The organism is Candidatus Dormiibacterota bacterium, from assembly GCA_036495095.1.
In the GTDB taxonomy this organism is placed as follows: Bacteria; Chloroflexota; Dormibacteria; order Aeolococcales; family Aeolococcaceae; genus CF-96.
Window position 1 is genome coordinate 40,481 of the sequence record DASXNK010000159.1, and the last position, 11,703, is coordinate 52,183.

15 protein-coding genes are annotated in these 11,703 nt (G+C 75.4%); 4 read left to right on the plus strand and 11 right to left on the minus strand.

Going from position 1 to position 11,703, the window contains the following annotated elements; translation table 11 throughout:
* Positions 1 to 3: 3 nt before the first annotated feature.
* Positions 4 to 870 (plus strand): hypothetical protein, encoded by an 867-nt coding sequence (locus tag VGL20_16210; GenBank protein HEY2705226.1) that lies wholly within the window; start codon positions 4 to 6, stop codon positions 868 to 870.
* On the opposite strand, the gene VGL20_16215 is transcribed toward VGL20_16210, so the two are convergent.
* From VGL20_16215 to VGL20_16245, 7 genes are all read right to left on the minus strand, one after another.
* A complete protein-coding gene (locus tag VGL20_16215) occupies positions 846 to 1,811 on the minus strand; it encodes a hypothetical protein (protein HEY2705227.1) in 966 nt (321 codons plus the stop codon). The two genes, VGL20_16210 and VGL20_16215, sit on opposite strands and share 25 nt — an antisense overlap.
* The gene (gene mftC / locus VGL20_16220; protein ID HEY2705228.1) at positions 1,802 to 2,923 is read right to left on the minus strand and encodes a mycofactocin radical SAM maturase; all 1,122 of its coding nucleotides are present in this window, start codon (positions 2,921 to 2,923) and stop codon (positions 1,802 to 1,804) included. Before mftC ends, VGL20_16215 begins: the two co-directional genes overlap by 10 nt.
* A complete protein-coding gene (gene mftB / locus VGL20_16225) occupies positions 2,913 to 3,179 on the minus strand; it encodes a mycofactocin biosynthesis chaperone MftB (GenBank protein HEY2705229.1) in 267 nt (88 codons plus the stop codon). The genes mftC and mftB overlap by 11 nt, the downstream gene beginning before the upstream one ends.
* Before the next feature lie 3 nt (positions 3,180 to 3,182).
* Entirely contained in the window at positions 3,183 to 3,341 is a 159-nt protein-coding gene (mftA, locus tag VGL20_16230) for a mycofactocin precursor MftA (GenBank protein ID HEY2705230.1), read from the minus strand.
* Positions 3,342 to 3,413: 72 nt separating this feature from the next.
* Positions 3,414 to 5,324 carry an AAA family ATPase gene (locus tag VGL20_16235; GenBank protein HEY2705231.1) on the minus strand — a complete coding sequence of 637 codons (1,911 nt, stop codon included), beginning with the start codon at positions 5,322 to 5,324 and terminating at the stop codon, positions 3,414 to 3,416.
* Complete coding sequence (locus tag VGL20_16240; protein HEY2705232.1) at positions 5,321 to 6,439, minus strand: NDMA-dependent alcohol dehydrogenase; 1,119 nt, start codon at positions 6,437 to 6,439, stop codon at positions 5,321 to 5,323. Before VGL20_16240 ends, VGL20_16235 begins: the two co-directional genes overlap by 4 nt.
* Positions 6,440 to 6,511: 72 nt before the next feature.
* On the minus strand, positions 6,512 to 6,913 hold the full coding sequence (locus tag VGL20_16245) for a DUF3465 domain-containing protein (GenBank protein ID HEY2705233.1): 402 nt from the start codon (positions 6,911 to 6,913) through the stop codon (positions 6,512 to 6,514).
* A gap of 87 nt (positions 6,914 to 7,000) precedes the next feature.
* Here VGL20_16245 and VGL20_16250 point away from each other — a divergent pair, with 87 nt between their 5' ends.
* Entirely contained in the window at positions 7,001 to 7,813 is an 813-nt protein-coding gene (locus VGL20_16250) for an arginine deiminase-related protein (GenBank protein HEY2705234.1), read from the plus strand.
* 10 nt (positions 7,814 to 7,823) lie between these two features.
* On the opposite strand, the gene VGL20_16255 is transcribed toward VGL20_16250, so the two are convergent.
* Positions 7,824 to 8,156 carry a hypothetical protein gene (locus VGL20_16255; protein ID HEY2705235.1) on the minus strand — a complete coding sequence of 111 codons (333 nt, stop codon included), beginning with the start codon at positions 8,154 to 8,156 and terminating at the stop codon, positions 7,824 to 7,826.
* A gap of 35 nt (positions 8,157 to 8,191) precedes the next feature.
* Positions 8,192 to 8,983, minus strand: a complete 792-nt coding sequence (locus VGL20_16260; protein ID HEY2705236.1) for a LysM peptidoglycan-binding domain-containing protein — start codon at positions 8,981 to 8,983, stop codon at positions 8,192 to 8,194.
* Between the two features lie 166 nt (positions 8,984 to 9,149).
* Between VGL20_16260 and VGL20_16265 the strand changes: the two genes are divergently transcribed.
* Together VGL20_16265 and VGL20_16270 are read left to right on the plus strand one after the other, a co-directional pair.
* On the plus strand, positions 9,150 to 9,500 hold the full coding sequence (locus tag VGL20_16265) for a hypothetical protein (protein HEY2705237.1): 351 nt from the start codon (positions 9,150 to 9,152) through the stop codon (positions 9,498 to 9,500).
* A gap of 94 nt (positions 9,501 to 9,594) precedes the next feature.
* Positions 9,595 to 10,260 (plus strand): HAD-IA family hydrolase, encoded by a 666-nt coding sequence (locus VGL20_16270; GenBank protein HEY2705238.1) that lies wholly within the window; start codon positions 9,595 to 9,597, stop codon positions 10,258 to 10,260.
* On the opposite strand, the gene udp is transcribed toward VGL20_16270, so the two are convergent.
* Complete coding sequence (gene udp / locus VGL20_16275) at positions 10,257 to 11,024, minus strand: uridine phosphorylase (protein HEY2705239.1); 768 nt, start codon at positions 11,022 to 11,024, stop codon at positions 10,257 to 10,259. The genes VGL20_16270 and udp overlap by 4 nt on opposite strands.
* The gene (locus VGL20_16280; protein HEY2705240.1) at positions 11,021 to 11,701 is read right to left on the minus strand and encodes an HAD-IB family phosphatase; all 681 of its coding nucleotides are present in this window, start codon (positions 11,699 to 11,701) and stop codon (positions 11,021 to 11,023) included. The genes udp and VGL20_16280 overlap by 4 nt, the downstream gene beginning before the upstream one ends.
* Positions 11,702 to 11,703 lie beyond the last annotated feature (2 nt).

Here is an 11,703-nt window from a genome sequence, read left to right on the forward strand (position 1 = left end):
CGGATGCGGGTCGCGGTCGCCGTCGAGCACGGCTGGGACCCCTCCACGGTCGAGGCCGACCCCCTGACCGGCACCGTCGACGAGACCCGGACGGTCGCCGGCCTCGGCGTCTCCGCCCTGGCCGCGGTGGCGCTGGCGCTGCGGCTGCGCGGCCCCGGCGGCCGGGTCGAGGTGCTCGTCGCCGCCCCCGCCAGCGCGGAGGGGGAGCTGCGCGGGCTGCTCGCCGCCGGCGTCGACGCGGTCACCCGGGTGTGGGCCGATGGGCTGGAGGGGGCGGGCACGGAGGCAGCCGCCCGGGCGCTCGCCCCGCCCCTCGCCACCGCCGCCGCCGACCTGGTGCTCACCGGCGGCCGCAGCCTCGACGGCGGCGCCGGCACCCTCGGGCCGATGCTCGCCGAGCTGCTCGGGCTCGCCGAGGCCACCGCCGTCGAGCACCTGGAGGTGACCGATACCGAGGGTTGCGGCGAGGTCGTCGTCCGCCGCCGCCTCGAGCGCGGCGCCCGCGAGCGGGTCTCCCTCGCACTGCCCGCGGTGGTCTGCGTCGAGCCGGGCATCGCCGGCCTCGACGACGCCTCGCTGCCGGCGCTGCTCGCCGCCCGCGGGGCCCCGGTGGCGGTGCGGGAGGCGGCCCTCGACGGCGTCGCCGGGGGCTGCCGCCGGGTCCGCCGGCTGCCCCCGCGGCCGCGGCCCCGCCGGCTCGCCGCCCCCGACCCCTCGCTGCCGGTGGAGGCGCGGCTCGCCGCCGTGCTCGGCGGCGGCGGACGCCACGACCAGGAGCACGCCCTGGTCGAGGGGCCGCCCGCGCTCCTGGTCGAGCGCATCCTCGGCCTGCTCGAGGAGCGGGGCTACCTCTCGCCGTCGCCGGGCTGAGCCCCCGCCTCGCCGCCGCCGGGCATCGCCAGGGCGGCGTCGTCCGGGGCGGGCTCGGGCACCGGATTGGCCCGGGCGGTGGGCCGCCCCGGCACCTCGACCCGGCCCTCGCTGCGGCGGCTCCGGGCGGAGGTGGTGGCGGCGCGCCGGGCCTCGAACTCGGCGCTCCCGACCGCCCCGCGATCGCGCAGCTGGACGAGCTCGTCCAGCCCGCCGGGCAGCGCCGACCGGTGGGCGCGGGCGTGGTGCACCAGCGCCAGCAGCCGGTCGCGCGAGCCGGCCACGCTGTTGCCCGCGATCGGCAGCTTCTCCCAGCGACCGCTCGGCGTCCCGACGGTGATGGTCTCGTCGCCGTGGAAGACGACGTCGCAGATGTCGGCGAGGTAGACGACCAGCTGGGCGCCGGCGTCGCGGCCGCGGCTGTACACCAGCCGCTGGGTGGTGAGGGTGAGGTCGCGGTTGCGGCTGGCGCGGGTGCTCGACGCCACCAGGAACTCGTCGTCGCGGAGCCGCAGGCCGCCGGGCAGGGGCACCGCCTGGGGATGGATGGGCACCGGGCAGCTGCTCGCCGCCCGCTGGTAGGCGGCGACGCGGTGGGCCCGGCTCTCGGCCTCACGGCTGGCCTCGAGGATCCGCTGCTGCCGGGACAGCTCCTTGGCGTCGACGTCGGGCACGCCCACCTGCTGGAGGCGCTGCTTCAGGGTCGGCCCGGTGCGGCCGCGGCCGCCGAGGTGGTGGCTCGGCGGCAGCGGGGGCGGCCGGTGAGTCGTGGCCTGCCGCCGCTCCTCGCTGATCCCGACCCGCTTGAGCCGCGCCCCCAGTCCACCTGCCGGTGCGGTCCTGGGAGGGGTCGGTGGCACCTCCTCGATGGTCGCCTCGGGCCGCTCGCCCTCGACCTCCGGCGGCCAGAAGAGATCCGCCAACCGCTGCTTCACACCCATGTCCCACCCTCTGTCGAGCTGCCGCCGTACCGGGTCGCCACCGCCGACGGGACGCGCACCCGGCGGGGGGCGAGCGCGAGCGGGATCAGGGTCTCGAGCGGGCCGGTCTCCGGGCGCCGGACGCACTCGGGGTCGGGGTCGTCGAGGGCCAGCCCGGCGAAGTGCTTGACCGCCATGCATCCACCGTGACAGCGGGAGTATGCGCCGCAGCTCTGGCAGCCGCCGCCCACCTGCTCGCCGCGCAGTCGGTGGAAGAGCGGCGAGTCCCGCCAGATCTCCGCGAAGGACGAGGTGCGGACGTTGCCGGCGCGGAACTCGTCGACGAGCACGAAGGGGCACGCGAAGACGTCGCCCCGCGGGTCGACGCAGCAGACGATCCGCCCGGCGCCGCACATGTTCAGGCCGTCGAGCGGCTCGCCGAGCGCGGAGAGGTGGAAGAAGGAGTCGCCGGTGAGCACGTCGGGGTGGGCGCGCAGCCACTCGTAGAGGTGGCGGTTCTGCGCCTGGGTGAGGCGCAGCTGCTCCCACACGTGGAGACCGCGCCCCGAGGGCCGCAGCCGGGTGAGGCGCAGCTGGGCGCCGTACCCCACCGCGAGCTCGTGGAGCCGGTCCAGGGCGTCGACGCTGCGGCGGGTGACGACGTGGTTGAGCTTGAAGGCGAACCCCTCGGCGGCGAGCAGGTCCATGGCGTTGCGGGCGTTGGCGTACGAGCCGTCGCCGCGGATGGCGTCGTTGACCTCGGCGTCGACGCCGTCGAGGCTGATCTGCACGTCGAGGTAGTCGGTGCTCGCCACCCAGCGCGCGGCGGCGGCGTCGATGCGGCTGCCGTTGGTGCTGAACTTCACCCCCACGCCGCGGCCGATGGCGTGCTCCATCAGCTGGAAGAAGTCGGGGCGCACCATCGGCTCGCCGCCGCCGACGTTGATGTAGAAGACCCGCATCTCCGCCCAGTCGTCGATCAGCCGGGTGGCCTCGGCGGTGGTCAGCTCGTCGGGCGCGCGCCGCCCCGAGGAGCTGAGGCAGTGCACGCAGCGCAGGTTGCAGGCGTAGGTGATCTCCCAGGTCAGGCAGATCGGCGCGTTCAGCCCGCGGCTCAGGGCCTCATAGCGCATCGACGACCCCCCGCCGGCGCAGCCCCTCGAGGAGGGTGAGCATCCGCGGCACCGCCTCGGCGCTCAGCTCGCCCCCGGCCACCAGGGTGTCGGCGATTTCGCCGACCGCACGGCTGCCGTCGGAGCGGAGGAAGGCGTCGAGCGGCGGTTCGACGAAGAAGAGCCGGCGCTCGTCATAGGTGTAGACGAGGGCGCCGAAGGGCTCGTCACGCAGCGCTGCCCGGGGGGCGAGTCGGACGCGGTCGGTCCGGGTCAACCCTCAGTACACGCCGCACATGCCGTCGATGCTGATCTCCCCGAGCAGCATCTCCTCGAGGTCGGCGTCCTCCTCGGGAGGAGTGTCGAGGGAGGGGGTGGCGGGGTCGAGGATCGCGACCTCATCGGTCGCCGCCGGTGCCGGCTGGTCGCGCTCGTGCATGCCGTCGCCCCCTGTCGGACCCCTCTTCGTCGCTGCCGGGCCAAGCTAGCAGCGGGATCTTCATCCTGTCAATCAGGTCACCCCGACAAGATCCGTCAAGGCTGCGGCCAGCTCCGCCACGCCCTCCACCCGCCGGTACCGGCCGCCGCCGCGGCGGGCCAGCGCGGTGCCGGCGCGCACCGAGTCGTCGAGGCCGCTGGTACCGAGCACGTGCACCCGGTCGATGCCGGCGAGCGCCGCCAGCGGGTCGCCGCCGGCGGTGGGCAGGCAGTCGCTGAGCAGCACCGCGGCGCGCTCGTCGGCCGCGGCCCGGGCCAGCTGGCGGGCGGCGGTGCGGAGCGCCAGGGCGAGGTCGGTGCTGCCCCGGGCGCGCACCGAGAGCACGTCCTCGACCACCCGGCCCGGCGGCCGCGCGCTCCCCGGGGGGCGCAGCACCAGGGCGTCGCGGTGGAAGGCGACGACGCAGCAGTCGACCCCGTCGCCGGCGGCGAGCACCACCGCCGCCGCCGCGGTGGCCGCCATCGCCACCGCCTGGCCGCGCATCGAGCCGCTGTGGTCGAGGAGCAGGCAGAGCGCCCGCCGCGGCCCCGCCCAGCCGCGCAGCACCAGCTCGTCGGCGCTGCGCGGCAGCCCGCCGCCGGCGCGCTCCAGGGTGCGGTCGAGATCGAGATCGCCGTCCGGCCGGCCGGGGAGGGGCACGATCCGCCGCATCCCCCGGCGGGCGGGGCGGCCGGCCCGGCCGAGGCGGACGAAGACCCGCGCCGCCAGCCGGCGGGCCTGGCGGCGGAGCTCGACGTCGGTGGCGGCGGCGAGGTCGCAGAGCAGCGCCGCGGCGCCGTCGGGGTCGCGGTCGAGCAGCCGCTCGAGCGCCGCCTCGTCGAGCCGGCCCACCCCGGGCGAGACCTCGGCGAACCCCGCGTGGGCGGTCTCCAGCTCGCGCCGGGCGAGGGTGCGGCGGCCGCTCTCGCGGAGCGCGGCGCGGGCGTCCCGGCCCTCGAGCACCCGGCCGTGGCTCGGCGCCTGCCCGGCCCCCCTGCCGCGGGGAGGAGGGGCTCCTGAGGGCTCCTCGTCGGCCTCGGCCTCGGCCTCGGCGGCGAGCAGGCGGTCGAGGATCTCGGTCACCACCTCCTCGGGGGTGCGGTCGACCCCCTCCTCGAGGCGGATCCGTCCGCTGAAGGCGGCGAGGGCGGCGTCGAGCAGGGTGTCGCGGCCGGCCCGCTCCTCGCCGCGCAGCCCGCAGAGGCCGCGGGCGATGTGGACCATGTCGATGGGCCCGCGCACCGAGGCGCCGGTGCGCACCTCGGGGTGGTCGCGGGTGGCGCGTCCCAGCGCCACGGCGAGGCGGACGAGCCGGCCGCGGTCGCCGGTGACCCGCTCGGTGATGGTCCGCTCCCCGGCCTCGTCCTGGTAGCCGATCGCGATCCGGCACATCCGGTCGTAGATCGCCTGGCCGATCCGCGCCGTGCCCACCGCGTCGAAGGGGTTCATGGCGGCGATCAGCCGGAAGCCGGGGTCGGCGCGCACCCGGCCCAGCCGGCTGACGTGGATCTCGCCCTCGGCGAGCGCGGTGATGAGCACGTTGAGGGTCTCCTCGGGGACCCGGTTCATCTCCTCGAGGTAGAGGAGCATGCCCTGCCGCATGGCGGTCAGCAGCGGCCCCTCGACGAAGCTCTCCGGCCGGTAGCCGGACTGGAGCACCGCCGCGGGGTCGTGGTAGCCGACCACCCGGGCGGGGGTGAGCTCGGCGTTGCCCTCGACGAAGACCACGCCCCGGCCGGTCTCCTCGGCGACCACCCGGAGCAGGGTGGACTTGCCCGTCCCCGGCGGCCCCTCGAGCACAACGTGGCGCCCCGAGGTGAGCGCCACCGCGAGCACCTCGGCCTGGCGGCGCAGCCCGACGATGTCGGTCGCGATCCGCTCCAGCAGCCGGGGCGGCCCGGACCCGTCCGGCTCCGGCGCCGGCGCCGGCGCCGGATCGCTCACGAGTCGTAGACGATCACGCCGCGGATGTTCTTCCCGTCGCGCAGGTCCTGGTAGCCCTGGTTGATGTCGTCGAGCGAGTAGGTGGCGCTGCAGAGCTCGTCGAGCTTCACCTGGCCGACCCGGTAGAGCTCGAGCATCTTCCTGATGTCGTACATCGGGTTGGACGACCCGAACATCGACCCCTGCACCGTCTTCTGGAAGAGGGTGAGCATGGTGCCGGAGAGCTGGATGGTCTTCTCCGCGATCGGCCCCAGCCCGACGATGGTCACCGAGCCGCCCTTGCGGATCACGTTGAACGCCTGCTCGACCACCACCGCGTCGACGACGCCGACGGTGACGATGGAGCGGTCGGCGAGCACCCCGTTGGTGAGCCGGGTGACCAGCTCCTGCGCCTCCTCGCCGGTGGCCACGCTGTGGGTGGCGCCCAGCTCCTCGGCCTTCTCGCGCTTGTTGGGCAGCGGGTCGACGGCGACGATGTTGGCGGCGCCGGCGTGGCGCGCGCCCTGCACCGCGTTGATGCCGACACCGCCGATGCCGTAGATGACCACGGTGTCGCCGGGGCCGACCCGGGCGGCGTAGACGCTCGAGCCCCACCCGGTGGGCACCCCGCAGCCGACCAGCACGGCGCGGTCGAGGGGGAGGTCGTCGTCGACCTTCACCACCGAGTACTCGGAGACCACGCTCCGCTCGGAGAAGGTGCCGAGCATGCACATCCCGCCGAGGTCCTGGCCCCTGGCGTGGAAGCGGAACTCGCCGCCGGGCAACGAGCCCTGGAGCAGGGTGGCGCCGAGGTCACAGAGGTTGGACTGGCCGGTCGAGCACCAGCGGCAGGTGCCGCAGACGGGGAGGAAGGAGCAGACGACGTGGTCGCCGGGCCTCACCTTCGTGACCGAGGCCCCGACCTCCTCGACGATGCCCGCGCCCTCGTGACCGCCGACCATGGGCAGCCGGGCGGGCAGGTCGCCGGTGGTCAGGTGCTCGTCGGAGTGGCAGAGACCCGAGGCCACCCAGCGGATCCGCAGCTCGTGCTCGCCGGGCGGGTCGAGCTCGAGCTCCTCGAGCTCCCAGCGGGCGTCGGGCCCGGTCTCCCAGCAGACGGCGGCCTTCGTTTTCATCGCCTCTCCTTTTTCCTCGCGTTCCGCTCGCTCGACCCGGCTGTCACTCTACCGCCGCCGGTGAACCGCGGCTCACTCGTACCGGGTGCTGCCGAGGTCGATCCAGCCGCCCTCGTGCCGGCCGGTGGCATGGTGCGTGTAGTGGATCACGGGGTGGCCGGGATCGGGCTCGAACTGGCCGTGGAGCACCACCACGCTGCCGCGGGCGACCGGCACCCGGGGAGCGAGGCCGAGGTTGTGGTCGATCTCGACGGAGGTGCCGTCGACGGTCATCGCGAAGCGCTGGTGGACGCCGTCGCCGCGGTCGGGCGAGTCGGCGAGCAGGCCGGTGACGGCCCCCCGGACGGTGACCTCGGCGGGGCGCGCGTCCGCCAGGGCGCTGTCGAAGGCGTGGTTGTCGACGGCGTCGCCGCCGCAGCCGGCGAGCGCCAGCGCCAGCAGCAATGACGACCGGGTGACAGAGCGTTTGCCCAACCCGGGTCCGTGCCATGATCGGATCACCGGCGGTGCGGGAGCTCCACGCGACTGCGATCGGCCTGGCCCCGGTGCTGGGGAGCCGTCATGGCCATCCTCATGTGCCGCCCCGACCACTACGGGGTCGAGTACGAGATCAATCCGTGGATGCACGTCACCACCGAGGTCGACGGCGGCATCGCGCTCGCCCAGTGGGGAGCGCTGCACAATGCCTACCAGCTGCTCGGCGAGCGGGTCGAGCTGGTCGACCAGCAGCCCGGGCTGCCCGACATGGTCTTCACCGCCAACGCGGCGGTGGTGCGCGGCCGCGACGCCGTGCTGAGCCGCTTCCGCCACCCCGAGCGCCAGGGCGAGGAGCCGTTCTGGCGGCGCGCCCTCGAGGATCTCGGGATCACCGTCCACCGCGTGCCCGACGAGGTGTCCTTCGAGGGGGCTGGCGACGCCCTGTTCGTCGGCGAGCGGCTCTTCTGCGGCCACGGCTTCCGCACCGAGATCGCGTCCCACGCGCTGGTGTCCGGGCTGCTCGACGTCGAGGTGGTGTCGCTGCGCCTCGTCGACCCGCGCTTCTATCACCTCGACACCTGCTTCTGCCCGCTCAACGACCGAACCGTCCTGTTCGCTCCGGCCGCGTTCGACACCGCCTCGCAGCAGCTGGTGCGCCGGCTGGTGCCCCACGTCATCGAGGTGCCCGTGGAGGTGGCCACCGGCTTCGCCTGCAACGCCATCAGCATCGGCGACCGGGTGATCTCCTCGCTCGCCGCCGAGCGGCTCGAGGCGCCGCTCCACGACGCCGGGTTCGACACCCTCGCACTGCCAATGTCGGAGTTCCTGAAGTCGGGCGGCGGGGTCCGCTGCCTCTCGCTTCCCCTGGACCTCACCGGGCTCGACCGGGCGGCCTGATCGGCCGGGTTCAGCCGCCGGGGCGTCGCCGCCGGGGCCGCGCCGCCACCGGCGGCGGCTCGGCCGACTCGGCGTCCGCCGCCGAGCCCATCCGCTGGATCACCTCCGCGGTGGTCACCGTGGCCTCGCGCATCACCGCCGAGACCATGTCACCGATGGCCCGGAGCTGCCGGCCCACCGCCGCGGTGCGCTCCTGCAGCGCCAGCAGCTGGGCCATCAGCTCGGGATCGGTCTCCGGCGCATTGCGCCGGCCGGCGCCGTTCTCGGGGCGCGCCTTGGTCCGCGCCGCCTTGGGAGGCTTGCGCGTCGTCGATCCGGCCTTGGAGGCCTTCTTCTTTCCCATGTCCCGAGACAGTATCCCCTGGGCGGTATTCCCTGTCACTCCTGGCGCATCAGCGACGTGATCACGCTCCGGTAGCGGAGGGTGTCGGAGTAGAGGCCGTGACGCGCGATGCTGGCGTCGCCCTGGTAGTAGGCGGCGAGCGCGGCCTGGGCGTCCCCGCCGTGGATGCCGAGGAGGTGGCGGAGCAGCATGCAGCCGGCGATCACGTTGTCCTCGGCGACGTTGAGGTCGAGGGGCCGGGGGGAGAGGTAGCGGGAGATCCAGTCGCCGGTGTACGGCTCCACCTGCATGATCCCGATCGCGCCGGTGGGGGAGACCGCGTTCTGCTGCCAGCCGCTCTCCATCCAGGCCACCGCGCGCACCAGCTTCGGGTCGACGCCCTGCTGGCCGCCGATCCGGGTGAGGAGCGCGTTCATCCGCCCCAGCCGGCCGGGGATCTTCAGGGTGGTGCCGTAGCGCAGCGGGGCCTGGATGCCCACCCCGTTGGTGCGCGCGAGGGTGACGAGGTCGACGCCGTACCGCCGGGCGATGGCGGCGAGGTGGTCGCCCCGCTGGACGGTGTAGGGCTCGACGTCCGGCGTCCCCGCGGTGTAGCCGGGCAGCCCCGCCGCGGTGTCGGGGATGGACAGCAGCTGCCCGATCCGGATCCGGTCGGGGTCGCTGATGTGGTTGGCGGCGGCGAGCGCAGAGACCGTGGTGCCGTGCTGGGCGGCGATCGCCGACAGCGTGTCCCCGGGCCGGACGATGTAGCCGGCGGCGGCGACGGTGGGGGCCGCGGCCGCGGTGGCGCCGAGCGCGGCGGCGGCGAGACGGGAACGCGAACTCATGCGGGGCTCCTGGCGTGGGCGTGGGGTGGAACGATGGAACCGCACCGCCGAACGGGTGGACTCGCAGGGTAGGGACGCCGCCCGAGCGCGTCAAGGACCGCGGCTGCGGTTGTTGCCAGAACGCGACGGTTCCCCGGCGCCGGGCACCCGATGGTACGCTCGCCGGGTGACCACCCCGCCCCGGCGTGTCAGCGTCCCGGCCGGCCTCCTCGCGGGGCTCTGCGGGGCCGTCCTCGGGCTGCTGACCTTCGCCACCGCGGCCGCCCTCTGGCGCGCCGGGCACAGCCAGGCGGCGGCAACCCTCGCCGAGACCATGTTCGTCACCGCGCTCGCCTCGGTGGCCGCGGTCGCCCTGCTCGCCCAGCCCGCCCGCCAGCGGCGCGCCCGGGTCCCGGTGGGACGTCCCCTGCCGCGCACCTGGTGGCCGCCGGCCGACGACCCCCTGCCCGCGCTTGCCGTGTGCCTGGGAGCGCCCGTCGCCATGGGCGCGATCGCCGCGGCGCTGCTGTTCCGCTGAGGCCCGGCCGCCGGGCGCACGTTTTCTCCGCGGCGCGAGTTATCTGCCATACGGGCCAACGCGTTTCCCGCACCGCGCCGACTCCTCGGACATCGTGAACAATCGATCCCGCACCCGCTCCACCCCTCCCGTCGATGCCGTCATCTGGGACTACGACGGCACGCTCGTCGACACCCGCGGCGCCGACGAGGCGGCGGTCTCCGAGCTGGTCGCCCACGATCCCGGCGCCGCCGCCGGGGCCGAGCTCTTCTGGGCCGCCGAGGGGCGTCCGATCCTGGAGCGGCTGGAGCTGGCCTGGCCGGGACGGGCCGACGAGGTCCTGCCCCTCTTCGACCGGCGGGTCACGCCGGTCACGTTCCGAGGCATCCCCCGGGTGCTCGGCGCCCTGAGCCGGCGCCGGCTCCACCTCGCCGTGGTCTCCTCCCGCCGCCTCGAGCCGCTGGAGTGGGGGCTTGCGGCCTGCGGGCTGCGCGGTCATTTCGAGACCGTGGTCGGCCTCGACTGCGTCAGCCGCCCCAAGCCCGACCCGGAGGGGCTGCTGCTCGCCTGCAGCCGGCTCGGGGTGCGCCCCACCCGGGCGGTCTACATCGGCGACCGCGACGTCGACGTCGACGCCGGCCGCCATTGCGGGATGACCGTCTGGCGGGCCACCTGGGCGCTGCCCCCGGCCGAGGGCGCCACCTCCCCCAATCCCCGCGAGCTCGCCGCGCCGTCCGAGGTGCTGCACCGTCTCCACGGGGGGATGGCGGAGACCGGCTAGGCTCTCGGTCCACCGCGGATGAGCCGCCGCACCGCGTCCACGGCGACCTCCACCAGGGCGTCGATGGGGAGGCGGGTGGGGTCGGGCATGGCGTCGACGGTGGGGGCGGCGTTGACCACGGCGAGGGCGGCGCCGGCGCGGACGCGGCGCACCGCGGCGACGGTGAGGAGGGCGGCGCACTCCATCTCGGAGGCGAGCACGCCGGCGCGCACCCACGCCTCCCACCGGGCCCGCAGCTCGGCGGCGATCGGCATCCGGTCGGGCTCCATCTCGCCGTAGAACGAGTCCTTCGACTGCACCGTGCCGGTGTGGTGGCGCACCCCGGCGGCGGTGGCGGCGGCGCGCAGCGCGTCCACGATGTCGAGGTGGGCGACCGCCGGCCAGGCCAGCGGGATGTACTGCAGGCTGGTGCCCTCGTCGCGCACCGCCGCCTGGGCGACGATGACGTCGCCGAGGCGCAGCCCCGGCTGCATCGCGCCGCAGGAGCCGACCCGGATCAGGGTGTGGGCGCCGAGGTTGCACAGCTCCTCGACCGCGATCGCCGTCGAGGGGCCGCCGATCCCGGTCGAGGTGACGCTCACCGCCTCCCCCTCGAGGGTGCCGGTCCAGGTGGTGTACTCGCGGTTGGCGGCCACCAGCGCGGCGCCGTCGAGATGGGCGGCGATGCGCTCGCAGCGGCCCGGGTCGCCGGGGAGGAGCACGTGGCCGCCGACGTCGCCGGGGCCGCAGGCGAGGTGGTACTGGCGGCCGGCGGGGTCGCTCACCGGGGCGCCTCGCCGCCGAGCACCAGGGGCACGAGGCGGCGCATGTCGGGGGTGTCGATGATCACGTCGGCGGCCGCGGCGGTCTCCGCGTTCACCGGGCAGAAGGCGACGCCGAGGCCGGCGGCGCGGAACATGTCGATGTCGCCGGGGCTGTCGCCCACCGCCACCACCTCGGCGGGGTCGAGGTCCAGCGCCGCCACCGTCTCGGCGAAGACCGGGGCCTTGCCGCCGGGGGGCACGGTGATCTCCGCCTCGCCGGTGAAGAGCCCGTCGAGGACGTGGATGGTGTTGGCCCGGTGCAGCTCCATGCTGAGGTCGGCGGCAACCCGCTCGGCGAGGGCGGTGATGCCGGCGGAGACGATCGCCAGCCGCACCCCGGCGGCCCGGAGCGCCTCGCAGGCGGCGGCCACCCCGTCGTGGTACTCGACCTCGGCGACCACCTCGTCGAGCAGCGCCGAGGCCTCGCCGCGGAGGTCGGCGACCTGCTCGACCAGGAAGCCCTGGCGGTCGAGCGCGCCCTCGCGGTAGCGGGCCCAGCGGTCGCGCTGGCGCCGGGCGTGGCCGGGGCCGAGCTTGCGCTGCACCGCCGCCCAGGAGTTGGCCTCGCGGGTGAGGGTGCCGTCGAGGTCGAAGACCACGGCCCGATAGCCGCCCGGTCGCGGGGTGCGCCGCTCCACAG